The sequence below is a fragment of the Nonomuraea sp. NPDC050404 genome (assembly GCF_040655495.1).
Lineage (GTDB): Bacteria > Actinomycetota > Actinomycetes > Streptosporangiales > Streptosporangiaceae > Nonomuraea.
In genome coordinates this window covers 179,891-200,676 of sequence record NZ_JBFAKB010000018.1, presented here as the reverse complement: position 1 = coordinate 200,676, position 20,786 = coordinate 179,891, and the positions used below count along the sequence as shown (strand labels likewise).

Sequence of the window (20,786 nt, the reverse complement as noted above, 5' to 3'; positions counted from 1 at the left end):
GATGTCGATCTACGGGCGCGTGATCGTGTCGAGGATGTCGATGACGTAGATCATGGGCCGATCCCCCGGCGACGGCACGGCCACCCGGCTGCCCACCCGCTGCCCGGTGAGCGCGCCGGCCCAGGCCGCCGGCACCTGCCCCGGTTCGAGCGTGAACGCGCTGGGCCCGCCCCGCCGGTAGGAGGAGTCCACGACGGCCCTCGACGGCCAGGACACGGCCACGTACTGGATGACCACCTTCGACCCGGCCGTGACCTCCTGGCCCGAGCCGGCGATGATCGTGCGCGGCGGCGTGGCAGGCGTGAGGTCGGCGGGGACGACCGGCAGCGTGCGGCCGACCAGCCGGGCGTCGGCCGGGTAGCCGCCCAGGATGTCGAAGACGAGCACCAGCGTGTCGGCGGGCGACAGGCCCGTCAGCCGCATGTTCGGCCCCATGGCCTCGCCCGCGGGGCTGACCAGCATGACCCGGCTGCCCGCAGGGCGTCCAATCAGCGCCTGCCGCCACGTCTCCGACACCTGCCTGCCGTCGAAGACGACCGTGGTGGGCTGGTGGCCGTCGTACGTGCTCAGGTGCGGCCGGTTGCCCGACCAGCGCCGGATGTCCACGTCGGCGAGCACCACGTCGCCGGGGACCGTGCGTCTTCCGCTGCCCACGGACACCACTGTGATCCGCGGCGTGCGCCCCGGCTGGGCGTCGGGAATGGTGACGACGGGCTTGGTGCCGAACCTGCCGGTCACGACGGGTTGCGTGCCCTCCTCCGCCAGCCCGCACGAGGTGGTGAGGATGAGAAGGGCAGGCCAGAACAGACGCACGATTCCTCCAGGGCCAGATCCAGAGGAGTTACTTGCCGCAAGTGCCAAAAGGAAAGCTTCGGGTCACGCCATCACACGACAAACTTGAGTACGTGAGTAAGCCGAACCTGGCGAAGCGGGTCGCGGAAGCGGCCGAGATCGCCCTGACCACCCGCAAATACGTGACGTTCATCGATGTGGTGACGGGCCTGCGCTGGCTGCACTCCAGGCACGTGGACACCTGGCGGCAGGGCAGGTCGGCGACGCTGGCCGAACTGGCGGCGGTGGACGAGGACCGCCTGCTCGCCACGGCCGGGCTGCTGGCCGACTGGGCGCGGGCCAAGGGGCTAAAGCCGGTGGACACCCCGTACGTGGCCGGCACCCGCGACCGCCGCGAGCTGCGGTTCACCGTCGCCCACGCGCAGGAGCCGTTCCGGGTGCACTGGCTCTCGCCCGACCTCAGCGAGGCCAGGGTGCGCCGGCTCACCGAGGCCCAGAGCAAGGCGCCCGACCTGGTGGCGGTGAGCCCGCTGAACGCCTGGACGTGCGCGTCCTGCGGCGACACCGGGCCATACCTGATCATGGAGGACGATCAGCCGCACTGCCTGACCTGCGCGGACATGGACCACCTGGTGTTCCTGCCGTCGGGCAACGCGGCGCTCAGCCGCCGGGCCAAGCAGGAGGGCGGCCTGTCGGCGGTGGTCGTGCAGTACAACCGGCGGCGCAAGGTCTACCAGCGTCAGGGCCTGCTGGTGGAGGAGGCCGCGCTGGCGGCGGCCGAGGAGCGCTGCCTGGCCGACGAGGAGGTCCGGCTGCGCCGCCGCGAGCGCGACCGCGTGCGCAGGGCCGAGCAGGACGTCGAGTTCCAGGCCCGGATGGCCGCCGAGATCGCCCGGTTGTTCCCCGGCTGCCCCGAGCCGCGGGCCCGCGAGATCGCCGATCACGCGGCCCTGCGCGGCAGCGGCCGGGTGGGCAGGACGGCGGCGGCCAAGGCGCTCGACGAGAACGCCATCACCCTGGCCGTGATCGCCTCGATCCGGCACCTCGACACCGACTACGACAGCCTGCTCATGTCGGGCGTGCCCAGGATGGAGGCGCGCGAGCGGATCAGGGACCGCATCGAGGGCAAGCTCGATGAGTTCCGCCGCCCGCGCTAATATCGAAAACATGAGCGATTGGCACGACGTCCGGGAAGAGCTCCGCACGTTCGCGCTCGGGTTGCCGGAGAGCCGCGAGGATCATCCGTGGGGCGAGACCGTCGTCAAGGTCGGCAAGAAGGTCTTCGTCTTCCTGGGCATGGACGAGCCCACCGAGAAGTGGGATCCCACCTTCGGCGTGAAGCTGCGCTCCGAGGCGCACGGCCACGCCCTCAGCGTCGAGGGCGCCGCGCCCAGCGGGTACGGCCTGGGCAAGGCGGGCTGGGTGACCGTGCCCTTCCTGTCGGAGCTGCCGGAGACCGAGGTGCTGCTCGACTGGGTCGAGGAGAGCTACCGGATCATCGCGCCCAAGCGAGCGATCAAAGAGCTCGACCTCAGATAGGAGCCGGGGGCCCGGTGGCGGCCAGGCGGTGGCCCAAGGTCAGGCGCGGGCTCAGGTGACGACCAGGCGCGGGCTCAGGTGACGACCAGGCGCGGGCTCAGGTGACGACCAGGCGCGGGCTCAGGTGACGGCCAGGCGGGCGGCGTACTTCTCCTCCCGCCACAGCTCCTTGTCCAGCACCTCCAGCAGCGTGGTCGCGGCGTCGTGGACGTCGGCGTAGCCGATGTAGAGCGGCGCGAACCCGAACCTCAGGATGTCGGGCGCGCGGAAGTCCCCGTGCACGCCCCGGTCGATCAGCGCCCGCATCACCGGATAGCCGTCGGGATGGCGCAGGCTCACCTGGCTGCCGCGCGCGGCCGGGTCCGCGGGTGAGGCCAGCTCCAGCCTGTCGCCGACCAGGTCCACGAACAGCGAGGTCAGCGCCATGCTCTTGGCGCGCACCCGGTCCATCGGCACCCGCTCCCACACGTCCAGCGCCGCCTCCAGGGCCGCGAACGACACCACGTGCGGGGTGCTGACCCCGAAGCGCCTGATGCCCTCGGCGGGCCGGTAGCCGGTCTCGAACTCGAACGGCGCGGCGTGGCCGTACCAGCCGGTCAGCACGTTCTCGGCGGTGGCCTGGTGGCGGGGGTTGACGTAGAGGAACGCGGGCGCGCCCGGCCCCGCGTTCAGGTACTTGTAGGTGCAGCCGACCGCGAAGTCGCCCGCCGAGACGTCCACCTCCATGGCGCCCACGCTGTGGCACACGTCCCACACGATGAGCGCCCCCGCCGCGTGCGCCTTCGCGGTGACCGAGGAGACGTCCTGCCGCGCGCCGGTCCGATAGTCCACCTCCGACAGCAGCACCACGGCCGCCTCGCCGAAGTGCTCCTCCGACAACTCGCGCAGTTCGTAGTCGCCGAGCAGCCCGGCTAACCCCTGAACCATGTAGTGGTCGGTGGGGAAGTTCCGGGTGTCGGAGACGATCACCCGGCGGTCCGGCCGCAGCCGCAGCGCCGCCGCCACCGCCTGGAAGACCGCGATCGAGGTGGTGTTGCCCGCCACGACCTGGCCGGGTCCCGCGCCGATCAGCGGGGCCAGCCGGTCGCCCGCGGTGAACGGCTGCTCGAACCAGCCGGCGTGGTTCCAGCCGCCGACGAGCTGCGCTCCCCACTCGTCCTCGACCGTCTGACGCACCCGTTCCGCGGTACGGCGCGGCAGCGCGCCCAGCGAGTTGCCGACGAGGTAGATGACGTCATCGGGCAGCACGAATTCGTCCTTGAGGTGGCGCAGCGGGTCCTCGGCGTCGAGGGCGAGGCACTGGTCGCGATCCAAGTTCGCTCCTGATCGTCATGGGGGAATGGTGGCGATCACCCTGTTGACGCCATTGTGGTACTCGCGCACGTACCAGCTCTGCACCGGGTTGTGCTCACCGTCCAGGCGGAACGGGCCGCGCGGCCCCGCCAGCTCGCCCAGCTCGCCGAGCCGCCGCGTCAGGTCGCCGCCCCTGGACAGCGCCAGGTCGATGAGGCGGATGGCGTCCCAGCTCTGCAGCGCCACCGCGGAGGGGTTGCGGCCGGTCCTGGCCCGCCACCTGGCGACGAACGCGGCGTTGGCCGGGTTGTCCAGCGCCGGAGAGTACATGCCGACGCTCGTGATGCCCTCGGCGTCCGTGCCGATGGCCTGCAGCACGTCTTCGTCGGTCAGGTTCATGCAGGTCAGCAGCTCGATCTTGCGGTCGTGGCCGAGCAGCTTGAACGCCCTGGCGAACTCCACCGCCTCGCCGCCCGCGTAGAAGGCGTACAGCAGCTCGGCCTCGGGCGGGATCTGCGCGAAGTACGGCTTGAGGTCGGTGACGGCGCCGTGCGGGGTGAGGATGCGCTTGAGCGGCTCGGCCCCGTAACCGTCGGTGAAACCGGCGAGCGTCTCGATGCCGGCGGAGTAGTCGGAGGCCATGAGCACCACGCCCTGCCGCCCGTACCGCTGGGCGGCGTACCGGCCGGCGGCGCGGCCGTGCTCGTGGTTGGTGTAGGAGACGCGGTAGAGGTTCGGGCCGCGCAGCTCGTCGGAGCCGGCGTTGGCCACCACCACCGGCGTGCGGCCCGCCTGCTCGGCCACCGCGACGGCGACGGGCGAGGCGATCAGGCCGGTGATGACGTCCACGTCCTCCTCGTCGATGAGCCTTCTGACCGCCTGCGTGGCCCGTTCGGGGTTGCCCGCGTCGTCGGCCAGCAGCAGTTCGGCCGGTCTGCCGCCCAGGCGGCCGCCGTGGTCGTCGAGGTAGAGGCGCATGGCGGTCTCCATGTCGTCGCCGAGCATGGCGTACACGCCGGTCTGGGAGATGATCGCGCCGATCTTCACCGTAAGCCTGTCCTGGTCGGACGGCGGCACCGTCCCGCCGCAACCGGCGGCCATCAGCACCGCCAGCCCCACCGCGGGCAGCCCCAGCACGGTTCCGCGCATGGGGTGGCTCCTCTCAGCCCAGGAACGCCTCGGCGTTGGCCGTGAGCAGCTTGGCGCGGGCCGTGCCGGTCAGGAAACCGGCGCGCCGGATGAGGTCACCCGAGGGTGACTCGCCCAGCGGATAGGGAAAGTCGCTGCCGAGCATCACATGATCCTCCCCGAGAGTGTCGACGAGCAGCCGCAGCGCGCGCTCGTCGAAGACGGCAGAGTCGACGCTGAACCTGCCGAGGTAGTGGGACGGCGGCCGTTCCGAGACGCCGACCAGGTCGTGCCTGCGGTGCCAGGCGTTGTCGAAGCGGCCGAGCCAGAAGGAGAACGAGCCGCCGCCGTGCGCGAAGCAGATCCTCAGGCTGTCGGGCACACGGTCGAACACGCCGCCGAGGATCATCGCCAGGATGGACAGGTGCGTCTCGGCCGGCATCCCGACCAGCCACTGCGCCATCCACCGCTCGACCCGCGGCCCCGTGGGCAGGTCCCACGGGTGCACGAAGACGGGCACGCCGCGCAGGGCGCAGTGCTGCAGGAACTGCACGACCCCCGGGTCGTCGAGGTCGCAGTCGCCGACGTGGTTGCCGATCTCCACGCCTCTGTGTCCGCTCGCCAGGCAGCGGTCGAGCTCGGCGCAGGCCAGGTCGGGGTCCTGCAACGGCACCTGGCAGAACGGGATCAGCCGCGGGTCACGGCAGATCTCCAGCGCCAGGTCGTTGAAGACCTCCGCGATCCGCACGGCCTGCGCGGCCGGCCGGTCGTAGCCGAAGAACACGGGCGTGGGCGAGACCACCTGCCGGTCCACGCCGTCCTTGTCCATCTGGGCCAGCCGGACGTCCGGATCCCAGCAGTCATCCTGAATTTTCCGGAAACTTCGGTCGTTCACGAGGATCGTCGCTTCGCGCTCCGAGTCGATCCTCAGCCTCGGCGCGCCCGGCCAGCCCAGCTCGGGCCAGCCCTTGGGCACGTGGTGCGTGTGTACGTCGGTGACCATCTAGCCCTTGCCAGGATGTAGCGCGCCGCATTGACCACAGGTGCGGGCCTTGTCGTCGGCGTAGAACGCCTGGAACACCGGCGGCAGATCCTTGACGATGTCGCGTACCTGCAACTCGACCTCGTGCACGAGCGCGGCGCACTCCATGCAGTACCACTGGAACTTCTCCAGCTCGCCCTCCGGCCGGATCCGCTCCACCACCAGCCCCACGGACCCGGCCTCCGGCCGCTGCGGCGAGTGCGGCACGCGCGGCGGCAGCAGCCACATCTGCCCCTCGCGGATGTGCACGGTGTCCGGGCCGTCCTCGGTGATCACGTTGACGTGCATGTTGCCGCGCACCTGGTAGAACAGCTCCTCGTACGGGTCCACGTGGAAGTCCGTCCTGGAGTTGGGCCCGCCGACCACCATCACGATGAAGTCGTTCGCCGCCTCGAAGACCACCTTGTTGCCGACCGGCGGCTTGAGCAGGTGGGCGTGCTCGTCGATCCACTTGGTGAAGTCGATGGGGGCAATCATGATCGCTCCTGCGGGTGGTAGGCGACGGCTTGCATCTCGATCAGCAGGTGCGGATGGGGAAGCTGGTGCACCGCGACCGTGGCCCTGGTGGGGCCCTCCTCGTCGAAGAACTCGGCGTAGACCTCGTTGTAGCCCTTGAAGTCGTTCATGTTCGCCAGGTACGTGGTGATCTGCACGAGATCGGCCAGCGAGCCGCCCGCGGCCTTGAGTATGTCGCCGATGTTCTCGATGACCGCCCTGGTCTGGGCGCGGATGTCCAGGGTCGCCGCCCCGTGCTTGTCCACCTCGACGCCCACGAACGTGTCGTCGGGGCGCCGGCAGCTCGTGCCCGAGACGTACAGGAAGTCCCCGGCCCGCTTGACGTGCGGGAACCTGCCCCGGGGCGTGGCCTTGCCGGGCACGCGCATGGCCTTGGGTCTGACCTGGCTCACTTGGCGAACACCGCCCGCACCGAGCCCAGTCCCTCGATCCGCGCCTCGAACTCGTCGCCGGGCTCGACGGGCACGACCGGCCCCAGCGCGCCGGTCAGCACCACGTCACCGGCCCGCAGCGGGTAGTTGGTGCGGGCCAGCCGGTCGGCCAGCCAGACGGCCGCGTTGAGCGGGTTGCCCAGGCAGCTCTCGCCCGAGCCGGTCGAGACCTCCTGCCCATTGCGGGTCATCGTCATGCCGGCCGCCCGCAGGTCCAGCCCGACCAGCGACACGGGCGTGCTGCCCAGCACGAACGCGCCGGCCGATGCGTTGTCCGAGACCGTGTCGGCCAGCGTGATGTCCCAGTCGGCGATGCGCGAGTCGGCGATCTCGATGGCCGCCAGCGCGAAGTCCACCGCCCTGATCACGTCGGCCACCGTGAAGGGCCCGCCCTTCAGGTCCCGGCCGAGCACGAGCGCGACCTCCGCCTCCGCCCGCGGCTGCAGGAACTGCCCGGTCGGGATGGGCAGGCCGTCGCGGTGGTACCGGTCGGCGAACAACATGCCGTAGTCCGGCTGGTCGATGCCGAGCTTCGCCTGCACCACCGGGTTGGTCAAACCGATCTTCCTGCCGACCAGCCGTCGTCCGGCGTCCAGCGCCCGCCGCGTGTTGAGCTCCTGTACGGCGTAGGCGTCGGCGGCCGTACCCACCAGGTCCCTGATCGGGGCGCAGGGCTTGCCCGAACGCGCGGCCTCGACCAGCCGATCGGCCGCCTGCGCGTGCGAGTCCACTGCCTGGGACCATTCGTCATGCATCGTGCTGCTCCAGTTTGATGGTGATCGTGGTGGGTTCTGAGTAGAAGTCGAGCGACCGGGTGCCGCCCTCCCTGCCGATGCCCGACAGCTTCACGCCGCCGAACGGGGTACGCAGGTCACGCAGGTACCAGGTGTTGACCCAGACGAGCCCGGCCTCCAGGCGCTGGGCCACTCGGTGGGCGCGATCGAGGCCGGCCGTCCAGACCGTGGCGGCCAGGCCGTACTCGCTGCCGTTGGCCAGGTCGATTGCCTCGGCCTCACTGTCGAAGGGCGCTACGTGGCACACGGGACCGAAGATCTCTTCCCTGTTGAACCTGGACCATTCCGACAAGCCTGTCACGACAGTCGGCTCCACGAAATAACCGGAATCGCGATGATCGCCGAACAGGGGGACACTGCCTCCTGCGCGCATCTTGGCTCCCTCCGAGCGGGCCAAGGCGTAGTAGGACAGCACCTTCTCGCGGTGTTCAGCGGAGATCATGGGCTGGAGCTCGACCTCCTGGGCGCGGACGGCCAGGGCGGCGCAGAAGTCCTCGAAGATCGAGCGCTGCACGTACATGCGCTCGGTGCACAGGCAGACCTGGCCGCCGTTGGTGAAGACGGACTTCGCCGTGCCCTCGACCGCCCGGTCGAGGCCGGCGTCGTCGAAGACGATGCCGGCGTTCTTACCGCCCAGCTCGAAGGAGATCGGCTTGACCCGGTCGGCCACCGACTTCATGATCGTGGAGCCGGTCTTCGTCGAGCCGGTGAAGGTCACGGCGTCGACCCCCGGATGCTCGACGAGCAGTTGGCCGGCGGAGCCGTACCCGAAGATGATGTTGACGACGCCGGGCGGCAGGCCGGCCTCGGCGCAGATCTCGGCGAACACGGCGGCCGAGCCCGGGGTGTGCTCCGACGGCTTGACGACGACCGTGTTGCCCGCGACCAGGGCGGGCGCGAGCTTCCATGTCATCAGCAGGAACGGCAGGTTCCACGGGACGATCACCGCGACCACGCCGAGCGGCCTGCGCACGGTGTAGCTGAGCATGCCCGACAGGTGGAAGGCGTCCTCAGGACGCTGGGCGGCGATCTCGGCGAAGGCGCGGAAGTTGGCGATGCCACGCGGGATGTCGAGCGTGCGCGTCTGCTCCAGCGACTTGCCCGTGTCGGCGATCTCCGCCGCCACCAGGTCGTCGAAGCGCGCCTCGATGCCTTCGGCCAGCCGCCGCATCCATCCGGCGCGCTCGCCGACGGGCATCGACGACCAGTCGCGCGCCGCCTGCCGCGCCGCGCGCACCGCCCGGTCGACGACCTCGGGATCGGCCTCGTGCGCCTGCCCGGCCACCGCTCCCGTGACCGGATCGTGGACGGGGAACGTCGTGCCCGCGGCCACCGGCTGGCCACCGATGAAATGGGTCAGCACAACAGGTTCCTCCTCTCTCCCTGGTATAGATCGCTGTGCGGCTCGTGGACAACAGGAAGTTCCGCGAGACACGGAACCTCCGATCGCATCGTCTCGCCGCAACGCGGTGCGCGCCATGCGCGATGCTGGTGGACATGCGGACCCGAACTGATCGAATCGACTCCCACGACGGCTCCTTCGACGTCAAGGTGTGGCTGCCCGACGCGGAGACCGGCCCCGCCATCCTGCTGGTGCAGGAGATCTACGGCGTCGGCCCCTACATCGAGAAGGTCGCCGCCGAACTGGCCTCCCGCGGTTACGTGGTGGCCGCGCCCGACCTGTTCTGGCGCCTGCACCCGAACTGGGTGGGCGAGCACACGCCGGAGGGCACGGCGGCCTCGATCGAGCTCTCCCAGGGCTTCGACCTGGCGCACGGCGTCTCCGACTGCGCGCTGACGGTGGCCCATCTGCGCGCGCTGCCCGAGGTGCGCGGCGGCGTCGGGGCGCTGGGCTTCTGCCTGGGCGGCTCGGTGGACTACATGCTGGCCACGCAGATCGGCCTGGAGGCGGTGCTGTCCTTCTACGGCTCTGCCGTGCCGGACGCGACCGGCCTGATGGAGCGCATCGAGTCGCCGTTGCTGCTGGTGTTCGGCGGCAGCGATCCGTACATCCCGCGCGAGCGGGTGGCCGTCGTGGAGAAGGCGGCGGAGGGCAGGCCGAACGTGGTCATGCACGTCGAGGAGGAGGCCGGGCACGCCTTCCACAACAGCGAGTCGGCGATGTTCCACCAGCCGGAGCCGGCGCGGCGGGCCTGGGAGGTGGCGCTGGGCTTCCTGGAGCGCCATCTGCCCGCCCGGTGAGACCTGTCGGAAAGGACATCTTCCGGTACCCCTAGATCAACCGTCATCCTGATCCCATGGCGCGGACGTGGGAATTGTGGGGAAACGTCATTATTGCTGGTACTTTTGCGCTCCCCGTGGCCGCACTGGCGATCTTCCTGCTCTCCCGTCACCGCACCCGCGCCCACCATCCGGCGCCCCTGCGCACCTCGATCGCCGACGTCGGCATCGTGGTCGGGACCGCGCCGTGGATATGGATGATCCTGACTCCGGCGCAGGGGCTCCCGGGAGTCAACCTCATACCGTTCGCCGACCTCTCGGACCTGCCCGCGGCGGGCTGGGAGGCGGCGTCGGTGCAGGTCGGAGGCAACCTGCTGGTCTTCGCGGCGCTCGGCGCGCTACTGCCGCTGCGCAGCCGGGCGATGTCCTCGACCGCTCGCGTTGCGGCGGTCGCGGCGGCCTTTTCGGTCCTGGTCGAAGTGCTCCAGTACGGCTTGCGCCTGGGCCGCTTCTCCTCCGTGGACGACGTGCTCCTCAACACCGCGGGCGCCGCGATCTTCGCTTTGGTTACTCGCCGCTGGTGGGCTCGGGAGCATAGCGGGCCGGATCGTTCCACGGTTACGGCCCGCTAAAACATCGCGGAATTCACCACTCGGGCACGATCCGCTCAAAATCAGCCCGCGACCAAGCTCTTCTTCTGTGCGATCGTGGACGAGACGGGGCAAGTTCTCTGGAGACGCCACAACCTGGTTGGTGACAGAGGGTGATCAAAGTTGAGTGAATCCCCGGTACCCCACGAGCCCCCTATCTATCGACGCATCGCCGACGGTCTCCGCGCCCGGATTCTGGCCGGCGAGCTGCGCGATGGGGACCGACTACCGGGCGAGAACGCGCTCATGGCCGAATACGGAATCGCGCGAGCCACCGCCAGGCAGGCGCTTGCCGTACTGATCAACGAAGGGCTGGCGGTGCCCAAACGAGGTTCGGGGGTTTATGTGCGGCTGTTCAAACCGATACGCAGGCACGGCTCGCGCCGTCTGTCACGAGAGCAGTGGGGCCAGGGACGAGCCATCTGGGACGCTGACACGCGTGGCAGGCCGTTCACCGTGGATCACTTAGAGGTGGTATTGGAGCGAGCCAGCGAGGAGGTGGCGGCCGTCCTGGAGAGCGGCGAGGTATGGGTACGCAGGCGCCGCTACTCGGTGGACGCCAGGCCGGTGCAGCTGGCCACCTCCTACTTCCCCGCCCATCTGGTCGAGGGCAGCGCGATCACGCTCGACGACACCGGCCCGGGTGGCGTCTACGCCAGGCTGGGCGACCTGGGCCTGCCACCGGCCCACTTCACCGAGGAGGTGCGGGCCCGCATGCCGGGGCCGCGTGAGAGCGAGGTGCTCGGACTGCCCGGCGGCACGCCCGTGATCGTGATCGCGCGCACGGCGTACACGTCGGGCGGGTTGCCGGTCGAGGTCAACGAGATGGTGCTGGACTCGGCGGCATACGTACTCCAGTACGACTTCGACGCCTGAATCAAGAGGATCTGTCAAGCGATAGGTTGACCTGTCCGTCACGATCATTGTGCTCTCTAGAGAGGTGGCGCATCTTCTAAGAGATGGAACCTCGCCTGGGGGCCCGGGAAAGGTGGACATTAATGTCCTTTGATCGGCATCTGGCCGAAATCGCCCGGGACTACCCCCAGTGGACCATCTGGCGGAGCGATGCGGGCCGCTGGTGGGCCACGAGACACCATCCGCTCAGCGCGGCGCAGCGCGATGTCGGATGTGCGATGACCATCGACGCGGACGACCCGGACGGCCTGCGCGACCAGCTCCGGGACCAGGAGAGGCGGGCCGGCGAGCGGCATCCGTGGCGCGCCGGCCCGGCGCCTCCCTGACCATGAGCAGCCCGGTGCCGGGTCCAGCGTCTCGGCGGCCCCGGTACCGGGCCCCCAACTTGGAGGGGCCACGAACGCGGAAGTCCCCGACCCGATCGGGGGCGGGGGCTTCCGCATCTATCACCTTCATCTTCATCTATTACGCGTTGCCGTGGCCTGCCACCCGCCGCACTCCGGCTGATGGCCCTCCAGGAAACGGCCGCTGAACCCGTCACCGGTGACCCGCCGTTACGCGAGCCCACGTTGACCGGCTCCGTGGTCACTCGGGGGCGCGGTTGCCCGGCTGCTTGTTTACTTGGGAGCCTCCGACAGGCGGACGATGCTCACGTCCGTGTCGTCGGAGATGCCTTCCTTGCGCGGCTGCTCCTGCGCGTCGTCGTGCACGATGACCCGTACCGTCTGCTCGGGGTCATCCACGTTCTGCGGGACCTGCGGATCCTGCTGGTTCTGCGGGGCCGGGTTGGCGTCGGGGGCCAGGGGGCCGGCGTTGGCCTCGCTGCGCATGAGGTCGCCGAGGACCGTGCTGATCTCGTTCAGGCGCCGCACGACCTCCGTGTGCGTGTTGCCGAGGTACTCCACGCGCCGGCCCGCCTGCTCATCCACCGAGGCGGCCCGCTGCCTGGCGGTGGCCAGGATCGAGTCGGCCTCGCCGCGCGCGCCCGTCACGAGCTGCTCGGCCTGGGCGTTGGCGGCGGCCAGCAGCTGCTCCGACTCCGCCCTGGCCGAGGTCACCGCCCGCTCGGCCTCCGAGCGCGCACTCTTCAGCGTCTCCTCGGACTCGGTGCGGGCCGAGGTGAGCGTCTCCTCCGCCTCGGTGCGCGCCGAGGTGAGCTGCTCCTCGGCGTCGCTGCCCGCCTGGGCCAGCATGCGCTCGGCGGCCTGGGTCGCCTCGCTCACCCGCCGCTCGGCCTCGGCCTGGGCGGAGGTGAGCACCTTGTCGGCGGTCTCGCGGGAGGTGGTGACCAGCCGCTCGGACTCGGTCTTGGCCGACTCGCGGACGCTGGCGGCCTCGGCCTCGGCGTCCTCGCGCTTGGCCGCGGCCTCCTCCTCGCCGAGCCGGAGGATCTGCGCGAGCCGGGGGCTGAGGTCCTCGTAGCTCTGCGGCGTCTCGACCATGCGCCGCCTGGCCTCGGCCAGCTCGACGCGGCCCTGCTCCGCCTGCTCGATGGCCCGTGCCAGCCGCTCTTCCAGGTCCCTTATCTGGTTACGGGTGCGGATCATGTAGTCGTGCACCTGGCGGCGGTTGTAGCCGCGCATCACGACTTCGAAGGTGTCCTCTTGCATCAGATCAGGAATGCTCTCGTGCTGGTTCATCATGGGGGTTACCTAAGGGTGGTTTGCGTGAGGCGGGGGAAAACTGCGGGTTGTGAGGGTCTGGCAACGGGACGTCAGGAAACGACTTTCCTGCCATCTGCCCACGTCCGCAACCCGAACGCCATACCCCGAGCGGGAATTACGATGTCTCGAATGTACATAGCAGCGCTGGACAACGGAGCAGTCCCGGACATACACCCCGATGCGTACATAGCCCCCGGAGCCATCGTGGTCGGCAACGTACGCGTGGGCAGGGCGACGAGCATCTGGTACGGCTCCGTGCTCCGAGGGGACGACGAACGGATCGAGATCGGCGAGGAGTGCAACGTGCAGGACCTGTCGTGCCTGCACGCCGACCCGGGAGAGCCGGCGATCCTGGAGGACCGCGTCAGCCTTGGCCACAAGGCCATGGTGCACGGCGCCCACGTGGAGACCGGCGCGCTGGTCGGCATCGGCGCGATCGTGCTGGGCGGCGCCCGCGTCGGCGCGGGCACCCTGGTGGCGGCCGGCGCCCTCGTGGGCCCCGGCAAGAAGATCCCGGCGGGCGTGCTGGTCGCGGGCGTGCCCGGCAAGATCGTGCGTGAGCTCACCGACGACGACCGCGACTCCTTCGTGCGCACGCCGGACAGCTACATGGCCAAGGCGCTCAGGCACCGGCAGGCGTCATCGATTTGATCAGCACCTCGTCCGACACCGACGCGTTATTCAGCGGGTCGGCGTACTCCGGCAGCTCCGGCCTCAGGAAGCGGACGAAGTCAACCGTGAGCTTGAGGTCGGGGACGCCCTTGACCTGCTTGGCGTTGCCCTTGGTCGCGTCCTTCTTGAGCAGGCTGTAGCTGTCCCAGTCGGTGTAGGCCGTCACGCCCCACTGGAGCACGTCGGGCAGGGTCGAGGGATAGCGCTGGGCCACCTTCCACTTGCCGCCGTTCTCCTTGTACAGCGCGACGAACACCCGGCCGACCCTGCCCAGCGCCAGGTCCACCCAGCCGTCCTTGACGGGCGTCTCGGTCGGCTTGGAGCTGCCGTCCTTGGTGTACTTGGCCTCGACCTGGCCAGCCTTCTCACCGGTGCCGGTGGTGACCGAGACCCAGTTGGGCTTGGCGTAGGAGCCGGGCTGGCGGGCCATCAGCCCGCCGAGCGAGAACAGCCGTTTGGGCCTGACGGTGCTCTTGCCCGTGACCTTGACCCGGGCGTGCATGAGGACGTCCCCGGCGAGCTCCTGGTACACGAAGGGGCCGCGGAAGCCGTCGAACCAGGCCGAGGTGTTGGGCTCCAGGTACATGGCGCCCTTCGCGGTCTTGTTCACGTCGTACTTGACGGTCCGGTCGACGTCCTTCTCGGTCGTGCTGAGCTTCTTCCAGACCTTCAGGTCGGCGGCGTCGTCGAACTCGGTCGAAGCCTCACCCACCTCCCCGCCGGGCGCGGGCGGAGTGGCGTTCTGTAGCGTGAGTATGCCCGGCCCCGTGGGAGTGGGCTGGACCGACGTCGCCGTACCGCAACCGGAGAGCACGCTTACGACTGCCAACATGCCTGCTACCTTCGCCCTCATGTCGGACATTCTGCCGTGTAAAGCTGATGGATGATCCGAGTACCCCCAGTACCATGACCGCCGTGCCACCCTGGGATGCGTTCACCGCCACCGAAGCGGAGGTCCGCGCGATGGTCTCGGACCCGCGCTGGCAAGGACTTTCGGTGCCCGACCGTGCCCACGTCCTGGCCGCCAGAATTCTTGTGACACCAGATGGCGACCGATGGCTCTACGGGGCGCACGCGCGCTGGCACCTGCATGATCCCGCCGACGGCCGCTGGCACCTGGCCCCGCCGCCGAGGGGCACGCGCACGCGCAGGGTGAGCCATCCCGCCGCGGCGCTGCCGGACGCCGTGGTGCCGCACGGCTACGACTTCCACGCCGAGCCGGGCTCCACCCAGGCGTTCGTCGGTCCCGACGTGCCCGCGGGCCTCACCGAGCAGCTCAGGGTGCTGGTACGCGCCTGCGGCCGCAAGTCCGAGCTGGACTACCCGCTGACGGCCTTCGACGAGATCTTCGCCTCCGACGTGCCGAGCACGGTCGCGGCCGTGTGGGGCACGATCATGTGGTGCGCGTACGCGCCGGCCTTCGACGGCAACGAGCGGCTGATCACCGTGTTCGGTGAGTACCTGCGCCGTTCCCTGCCCGGCGACGAGTGGGTGCGCTGGTTGCCCGCGCCGCCGCTGCTCGACCTCGTCACGCTGGTGGCCGAGCGGCTGCGCGCCGGGCAGCCCAGGGCCGCGCTCAGGCTCGCCGCCATCATCGCCGACACCGCCCAGATCCTGCTCCTGGACACCCGGTTCAGGCCGCGCGCCCTGGCGATGCTCACCATGGTCGAGCCGGTACTGCGCCGGGCCGGGTTCGAACATGAGGATGACGCGGCGATGCGCCGGGCGTGGCTAACGCGCTGCCCGTCCCGGTTGTGCCGGGCCCTGCTGGTGGAGAACGACCCCGAGGAGGACTTCTCCCACGTCCTGTACGACCTCGTGAACGCGTTGTCGTTCATGCCCGACCCCCGGGCCGCCGCCGCCACGTTCCTGGCCGATCTGTCGGACTCCAGGATGGTGTTGCCCGGTCGGCTGGACCATCGGCTGCGGCAGGCGTACGGGGAGTTGCACGACGCCGGGCTCACGGGGACCTCGGCCGGGGAGTCGACGGAGCCCGAGGGCTTCGCCGTGCGCTCCGGCGGGGTCTCGGTCGCGTCCCCTCCCGTGGTGGAGGTGGCGCCGCCCGATCGGGGGAGCGCGGCGGCCGTGCTGGGGGCCGCGTACGCGATGGGGCTGGCCTGGGGGCGGCTGACGGGGGCCAAGGTGCCGGACCGCGGGCTGGCGGGACAGTCGGCTCTGGTACGCAGGATCGTCCACGAACGGGACGACCACCACACAGGTCACACGTAAACCACAAATAACGTTATTTAATCCTTATCACGCCCATAGCGTTCCATCACTGCAAATAACAGCAATTTAGCTGAATTGTGATCTCGGATTCGGGAAATGATCCCTCGGGGGACCACGCGCGCAGAAAGGAATGACTCCGATGGGCCATGTCGCGGGAAGGGCCTCCGCCGTAACCTCGTAGAGGGTGTGGGCTGCGGAAGGAAGGACGACGCGGTGGGGCACGACGACCTGGACTCTCGGGTCCACGACCGTGTCGCGTTGGACGAGATTGCGCTCTACGCCGAGGTGCTCACCGCCGTGGCTGTCAGCGAGCGGCGGCTGACCTTGGACGAACTCGACGACGCGCTCGGATTGCGGACTTCGGCGAGCCGCTGAAGGAGCAACACGATTTCCAGACCCCGGGGACCTAGTTCCCGGGGTTTCACATAACTAGTCAATGCACAACTGGATCATCCGACTTATGGATGAGGGCTCTCGGGAGAGGGCTAGGAACGCACGAGGCGGGCGATGGCCGCCGACGCCTCTTTCACCTTCGCCTCGGCCTCGGGGCCGCCGGTGTTGATCGCGTCGGCCACGCAGTGCGAGATGTGCTCCTCCAGCAGCCCGAGCGCCACCGCCTGCAGGGCACGTGTCGCCGCGGAGACCTGGGTGAGGACGTCGATGCAGTAGGCGTCGTCATCGACCATGCGCTGCAGACCTCTGATCTGCCCCTCGATTCGTCGCAGGCGCGTCAGATATGCCTGCTTGTCACCGCTGTACCCATGCATGCTTCTACGGTACCCGTAGAAGGTATCCGGGGAGCTCACCGAAGGTCGGTGATGAGCTTCTCCCACTGCTCGGCCACGTCGTCGGCCGCGTGCCGCACCGCCGTGTCCAGCGCCCCCGCCGCGAGGGAGCGCCGCCTGCGCTCGTCGTCGATCAGCGCCAGCAGCGCCGCCGCGAACAACTCCAGGTCGCTCTCCCTCTCGGGCACCAGCACCCCGTTGTAGCCCGTCGCCACGAACTCCCGCGGCCCCCTGGCCCCCTCGAAGGCCACCACGGGCACCCCGCACCCCATGGCCTCCAGCACGCCCATGCCCAGGTCCTCGCTGCGCGAGGTGTTGGCCACGATCGAAGCCTTGGCGAACTCGCCCGCCAGGTCCGGCGTGGTGCCCATGAAGTAGACGTGGTTGTGCAGGTTGAGGTCGCGCACGAGCGAGCGCAGCCGCCGCTCCTCGGGCCCGCCGCCGTACAGGCGCAGCCGCCAGTCGGGCCGCTTGTCCGCCACGATCGCGAACGACCTGATCAGCCTGTCGTACGCCTTGACCGGCACCCAGCGCCCGCCGGCGGCCACGATCCTGTTGTCCATCCGCGAGCGCGGCCACGGGCCGTTCTGCAGCGCGTCCAGGACGCTGAGCACGGCGGGCCCGTCCGACAGGAGCTTGACCCACTCCTCCTGAGCCGACTCCGTGGCCGTCACGACGGCGCTCAGGCGCGGATAGAAGCGTTTGACGGGACCGGGCACGGCCGGCCTGCCCCACTCACGGGCGATCTTGATGGTGTCGCGCGGCGCGTGCCTGGCCGCCTGCACGCCGATTCCCGGCCTGGTGGTGATCAGCACGTCGGACTTGAGGTTGCGCAACACCCGCCACAACGCCACCTCAGTGCGCACCTGGCCGCGCGGCAGCAGATGCCGCACCCCCGGCCTGGCGTCCACCACGCTGCGCATGGCCACCTTGGTTCCGACGGGGAAGAACGGCTTCTCCTTCTGCCGCCTGACGCTGATCACCTCGACCTCGTGCCGCTCGGCGAGCGCGGTGGCGAGGTTGAGTGTGGCGCGCACGTCGCCGCGCATGCCGTACGCGGAGGGCAGGACCAGGGTGACCTTCATCCGCCCACCTCGATCCGCAACTCGTCGTCGGCGGTGTAGCCGGGTCTGATGAGCACGCCGTCCACCCGGGCCGACGGGTAGTGCAGCCGGCGCCGCTTGCCGTCCACGTCGTCGAGCCGCGAGCCCAGCCGCAGTGGCGAGGACACCCCGTCCACCCGCAGCGACGGCTCCCAGATGCCCGCGCCCTCCGGATCGGCGGCCAGCACGTCCACGAGCGACACGGCCGCGTGGAAACGCACGCCCTGCACCGTGGCCGTGGCCGTCAGGTGGGCGCCGGTCTGCCTCCGGTCGAGGGTCAGCACGGCCTCGTGGCGCGAGTCGTCGTCCTCCAGGCCGGTGTAGGCCAGCAGGCCCATCACCTCGAAGCGGCCCTCCCTGAACCAGATCGAGCGCACCTCGGCCACCGGCTCGGCGTCAGAGATCTTCAGCGCCAGGAAGCCGTTGCGGGTGCGGTAGGAGCGGTAGGCCAGGGTGCGCCGGCACAATGCGTACGCGTCGAGATGGTCAAGAGAGAAGCCGGGATCGACGCTGCGCAGCCGGCTGCGCTTGCCGTCGCGCCGCAGATAGGCGTCCCAGCGTCCGGTGCTGAGATCCAGCGGCGCCAGCGAGACCGCCAGCGTGGCCTCGCGCGCCCGTCTGCCTGGGCTGCCGAGCAGCACGTCGCGTTCCACCCCCGTGGTGCGATGCCTGAGAACGAGTTCTGTGCCGTCTTCCAGTGGTTCGTCGATGGCGAGTCTGAGGGAGAGCACGTCGGCCAGGGTGACTTCGGCGTCCGTGACGACGACGCCCATCACGAGCCCCCTCCCCGTCGAATAAGGCCATGCGACGTTGAGGTTACCGTGATTTTCCCGTTATGTGGATGCCGGATTTCTTGGCGCCACATGCGTTCACATGCGAAACTCCTCCACATTGCGTGTGGAGGAGTCCGACATCTCCCGTCAGGACGTGCCCTTCACCGACTTGATCAGAAGCTGGGCCACGTCCACGACTTCCAGCGACTCCTTGGCCGCGCCGCTGTTCTTCTTCTCGTTGATGGCGTCGCCCAGCATCACCATGCAGAACGGGCAGGCGGTGGAGACCGTGTCCGGATCCGTGGTCAGCGCCTCGTCCACGCGCTCGGTGTTGATGCGCTTGCCGATGCGCTCCTCCATCCACATGCGCGCCCCGCCGGCGCCGCAGCAGAAGCCCCGGTCCTTGTGGCGGTGCATCTCCTGGGTCTGCACGCCGGGCACCTTCGACATGATGTCGCGTGGCTGGGAGTACACCTTGTTGTGGCGGCCGAGGAAGCACGGGTCGTGGTAGGTGATCTTCTCCTCGATCGGGGTGATCGGGGTGAGCAGTCCCTCGTCGACCAGCTTCGACAACAACTGCGTGTGGTGCACGACCTCGTACGTGCCGCCGAGCTGCGGATACTCGTTGGCCAGGGTGTTGAAGCAGTGCGGGCAGGTGGCCACGATCTTCTTCACGCCCGCCTCGTTGAGCGTCTCGATGTTCTGCTGGGCCAGCATGTTGAACAGGTACTCCATGCCCAGCCGCCTGGCCGGGTCACCGGTGCACGCCTCCATCGGGCCGAGCACCGCGAACTTCACGCCGGCGATGTGCAGCAACTCGGCGACGGCCTTGGTGGTCTTCTTGGCCCGGTCTTCGAGCGCCCCCGCACACCCGACCCAGAACAGGTACTCGGTGTCCTCGGGCATCTTGTCCTCGACCATCGGGACCTCGAAGTCCAGCTCCTCGATCCAGTCGGCCCGCTTCATCTCGGACATGCCCCACGGGTTGCCCTTGTTCTCCAGGTTCTTCACCATCACCCCCGCCTCGGACGGGAACGACGACTCCACCATGACCTGGTAGCGGCGCATGTCGAGAATGTGGTCGATGTGCTCGATGTCCACCGGGCACTGCTCCACGCAGGCGCCGCAGTTGGTGCACGACCACAACACGTCCGGGTGGATCACGCCTTCCTCGCCCACGAGGGGCTTCTCCAGCAGCGCCAGCACGTCGGTGTCCTTGTGCTCGACGCCCGCCTGGGCCGCCATCAGGTACGGGGCCACCGCGAAGGCGTGGTCGCGCTGGTCGAGGATGAGCATCTTCGGCGACAGGGGCTTGTCGGTGTTCCAGGCCGGGCACTGCGACTGGCAGCGGCCGCACTCCGTACAGGAGTAGAAGTCCAGGAAGCCCTTCCACGTCGTGTCGGCGATCTTGCCGCGCCCGAGCCGTTCGGGGTCGAGGTCCTCGTCCTCGAAATCGACCGGCTTGCCGTCCACGCGCATCTCGGGCGCGCCGCCGAGGCCGTCAGGGCGGCGCGAGAACAGCACGTTGAGCGGGGCGGTGAAGATGTGCAGGTGCTTGGAGTTCACCACGATGACCAGGAACACCAGCATGAAGCCGATGTGCAGGAGCAGCGCGATCTCCTCCAGCAGCGCGCTCCGCGGCAGCGCGTCGCCGAGCGCGAGCGAGACGAACGCGCCGGAGGAGTAGGGGAAGTTCCCGTTGGCCGCGGCCGCGCCCCTGGCCAGGAAGAGCGTCCAGATGATGTTGAAGATCATGAACAGGACGAGCCACGCGCCGCCGAGGTGCGAGCCGGAGAAGCGGGAGCCGCGCCCGAGCGTCTTGGGCGAGTTCTTGATCCGGATGGCGGCGAAGGCGACCAGGCCGAGCACGCAGGCCACCGCGATGAAGTCCTGGAGGAAGCCGAGCACGCCCCAGGTCCCGATGAGCGGGATGTGGAAGTCGGGCGTGCCGGTGATCGCGCCCTGGATGATCGCGCCGTACGCCTCGATGTAGACGGTCAGCAGGATGAAGAACGCCCACATGACGAAGAAGTGCGCCACGCCCGACGGCGTCCACTTCAGCAGCTTCTTCTGCCCGAAGACCTCGACGAGCTGGGCCTTGATCTCGTCGCCGACGTGCGTTCTGGCGTATTCGGTGCGTTCCGGCGCGGGTGGGCCCACGGTCGCGAGCTTGTACAACCACGCGACCCTGCGGCCGGCCACCGCCACCGCCGCGACGGTCATGACGAGCCCGATGATGGCTACCCAGAGCACGGGGTCCTCCCACAGAGACGTTTGGC

At 69.3% G+C, this 20,786-nt stretch carries 23 protein-coding genes; 9 read left to right on the top strand and 14 right to left on the bottom strand.

Annotated features, from left to right (window positions below):
• Positions 1–9: 9 nt before the first annotated feature.
• Positions 10–813, bottom strand: a complete 804-nt coding sequence (locus tag AB0I81_RS40860; RefSeq protein WP_360668907.1) for an FKBP-type peptidyl-prolyl cis-trans isomerase — start codon at positions 811–813, stop codon at positions 10–12.
• Positions 814–905: 92 nt separating this feature from the next.
• Here AB0I81_RS40860 and AB0I81_RS40855 point away from each other — a divergent pair, with 92 nt between their 5' ends.
• Both AB0I81_RS40855 and AB0I81_RS40850 read left to right on the top strand, forming a co-directional pair.
• Positions 906–1,949 carry a DUF2293 domain-containing protein gene (locus AB0I81_RS40855; protein WP_360668904.1) on the top strand — a complete coding sequence of 348 codons (1,044 nt, stop codon included), beginning with the start codon at positions 906–908 and terminating at the stop codon, positions 1,947–1,949.
• A gap of 10 nt (positions 1,950–1,959) precedes the next feature.
• Positions 1,960–2,331 (top strand): MmcQ/YjbR family DNA-binding protein, encoded by a 372-nt coding sequence (locus AB0I81_RS40850; RefSeq protein WP_360668901.1) that lies wholly within the window; start codon positions 1,960–1,962, stop codon positions 2,329–2,331.
• Between the two features lie 120 nt (positions 2,332–2,451).
• Here the strand turns inward: AB0I81_RS40850 and kynU are convergent, their stop codons facing one another.
• From kynU to AB0I81_RS40815, 7 genes are read right to left on the bottom strand one after another with little or no spacing between them, the layout of a single operon-like run.
• Positions 2,452–3,645 carry a kynureninase gene (gene kynU / locus AB0I81_RS40845; RefSeq protein ID WP_360668898.1) on the bottom strand — a complete coding sequence of 398 codons (1,194 nt, stop codon included), beginning with the start codon at positions 3,643–3,645 and terminating at the stop codon, positions 2,452–2,454.
• Positions 3,646–3,660: 15 nt separating this feature from the next.
• Positions 3,661–4,773 (bottom strand): ABC transporter substrate-binding protein, encoded by a 1,113-nt coding sequence (locus AB0I81_RS40840; protein ID WP_360668896.1) that lies wholly within the window; start codon positions 4,771–4,773, stop codon positions 3,661–3,663.
• A gap of 13 nt (positions 4,774–4,786) precedes the next feature.
• The gene (locus tag AB0I81_RS40835; RefSeq protein WP_360668893.1) at positions 4,787–5,755 is read right to left on the bottom strand and encodes an amidohydrolase family protein; all 969 of its coding nucleotides are present in this window, start codon (positions 5,753–5,755) and stop codon (positions 4,787–4,789) included.
• Positions 5,756–6,271, bottom strand: coding sequence for a 3-hydroxyanthranilate 3,4-dioxygenase (locus tag AB0I81_RS40830; RefSeq protein ID WP_360668890.1), 516 nt, complete (start codon positions 6,269–6,271; stop codon positions 5,756–5,758). It abuts the gene before it with no gap.
• Positions 6,268–6,702 carry a RidA family protein gene (locus AB0I81_RS40825; RefSeq protein ID WP_360668887.1) on the bottom strand — a complete coding sequence of 145 codons (435 nt, stop codon included), beginning with the start codon at positions 6,700–6,702 and terminating at the stop codon, positions 6,268–6,270. The genes AB0I81_RS40830 and AB0I81_RS40825 overlap by 4 nt, the downstream gene beginning before the upstream one ends.
• On the bottom strand, positions 6,699–7,496 hold the full coding sequence (locus AB0I81_RS40820) for a fumarylacetoacetate hydrolase family protein (RefSeq protein ID WP_360668885.1): 798 nt from the start codon (positions 7,494–7,496) through the stop codon (positions 6,699–6,701). Before AB0I81_RS40820 ends, AB0I81_RS40825 begins: the two co-directional genes overlap by 4 nt.
• Positions 7,489–8,898, bottom strand: coding sequence for an aldehyde dehydrogenase family protein (locus tag AB0I81_RS40815; protein WP_360668883.1), 1,410 nt, complete (start codon positions 8,896–8,898; stop codon positions 7,489–7,491). The genes AB0I81_RS40820 and AB0I81_RS40815 overlap by 8 nt, the downstream gene beginning before the upstream one ends.
• Positions 8,899–9,032: 134 nt before the next feature.
• Between AB0I81_RS40815 and AB0I81_RS40810 the strand changes: the two genes are divergently transcribed.
• From AB0I81_RS40810 to AB0I81_RS40795, 4 genes are all read left to right on the top strand, one after another.
• Entirely contained in the window at positions 9,033–9,737 is a 705-nt protein-coding gene (locus AB0I81_RS40810; protein WP_360668880.1) for a dienelactone hydrolase family protein, read from the top strand.
• A 56-nt stretch (positions 9,738–9,793) separates the two neighbouring features.
• Positions 9,794–10,348: a VanZ family protein gene (locus AB0I81_RS40805; protein ID WP_360668877.1), complete on the top strand. Its 555-nt coding sequence runs from the start codon at positions 9,794–9,796 to the stop codon at positions 10,346–10,348.
• A 141-nt stretch (positions 10,349–10,489) separates the two neighbouring features.
• A complete protein-coding gene (locus AB0I81_RS40800; RefSeq protein WP_360668874.1) occupies positions 10,490–11,242 on the top strand; it encodes a GntR family transcriptional regulator in 753 nt (250 codons plus the stop codon).
• Between the two features lie 122 nt (positions 11,243–11,364).
• On the top strand, positions 11,365–11,607 hold the full coding sequence (locus AB0I81_RS40795; RefSeq protein ID WP_360668872.1) for a hypothetical protein: 243 nt from the start codon (positions 11,365–11,367) through the stop codon (positions 11,605–11,607).
• Positions 11,608–11,898: 291 nt separating this feature from the next.
• Here AB0I81_RS40795 and AB0I81_RS40790 read toward each other — a convergent pair whose 3' ends face one another.
• On the bottom strand, positions 11,899–12,924 hold the full coding sequence (locus AB0I81_RS40790; RefSeq protein WP_360668869.1) for a hypothetical protein: 1,026 nt from the start codon (positions 12,922–12,924) through the stop codon (positions 11,899–11,901).
• A gap of 141 nt (positions 12,925–13,065) precedes the next feature.
• On the opposite strand from AB0I81_RS40790, the gene AB0I81_RS40785 reads away from it, so the two are divergent.
• Complete coding sequence (locus AB0I81_RS40785) at positions 13,066–13,596, top strand: gamma carbonic anhydrase family protein (RefSeq protein WP_360668866.1); 531 nt, start codon at positions 13,066–13,068, stop codon at positions 13,594–13,596.
• Here AB0I81_RS40785 and AB0I81_RS40780 read toward each other — a convergent pair.
• Positions 13,568–14,449: a hypothetical protein gene (locus AB0I81_RS40780; RefSeq protein WP_360668863.1), complete on the bottom strand. Its 882-nt coding sequence runs from the start codon at positions 14,447–14,449 to the stop codon at positions 13,568–13,570. The two genes, AB0I81_RS40785 and AB0I81_RS40780, sit on opposite strands and share 29 nt — an antisense overlap.
• Positions 14,450–14,523: 74 nt before the next feature.
• Between AB0I81_RS40780 and AB0I81_RS40775 the strand changes: the two genes are divergently transcribed.
• Positions 14,524–15,846 carry a hypothetical protein gene (locus AB0I81_RS40775; RefSeq protein ID WP_360668860.1) on the top strand — a complete coding sequence of 441 codons (1,323 nt, stop codon included), beginning with the start codon at positions 14,524–14,526 and terminating at the stop codon, positions 15,844–15,846.
• Positions 15,847–16,059: 213 nt separating this feature from the next.
• Positions 16,060–16,221, top strand: a complete 162-nt coding sequence (locus AB0I81_RS40770; RefSeq protein ID WP_020540796.1) for a hypothetical protein — start codon at positions 16,060–16,062, stop codon at positions 16,219–16,221.
• Positions 16,222–16,331: 110 nt separating this feature from the next.
• Here the strand turns inward: AB0I81_RS40770 and AB0I81_RS40765 are convergent, their stop codons facing one another.
• The 4 genes from AB0I81_RS40765 to AB0I81_RS40750 form a co-directional block, all read right to left on the bottom strand.
• Complete coding sequence (locus AB0I81_RS40765) at positions 16,332–16,613, bottom strand: metal-sensitive transcriptional regulator (protein WP_080044376.1); 282 nt, start codon at positions 16,611–16,613, stop codon at positions 16,332–16,334.
• A gap of 35 nt (positions 16,614–16,648) precedes the next feature.
• Entirely contained in the window at positions 16,649–17,716 is a 1,068-nt protein-coding gene (locus tag AB0I81_RS40760) for a glycosyltransferase (RefSeq protein ID WP_360668855.1), read from the bottom strand.
• On the bottom strand, positions 17,713–18,507 hold the full coding sequence (locus tag AB0I81_RS40755; protein WP_360668852.1) for a hypothetical protein: 795 nt from the start codon (positions 18,505–18,507) through the stop codon (positions 17,713–17,715). The genes AB0I81_RS40760 and AB0I81_RS40755 overlap by 4 nt, the downstream gene beginning before the upstream one ends.
• Positions 18,508–18,654: 147 nt before the next feature.
• Complete coding sequence (locus tag AB0I81_RS40750; RefSeq protein WP_360668849.1) at positions 18,655–20,760, bottom strand: (Fe-S)-binding protein; 2,106 nt, start codon at positions 20,758–20,760, stop codon at positions 18,655–18,657.
• Positions 20,761–20,786: the final 26 nt, after the last annotated feature.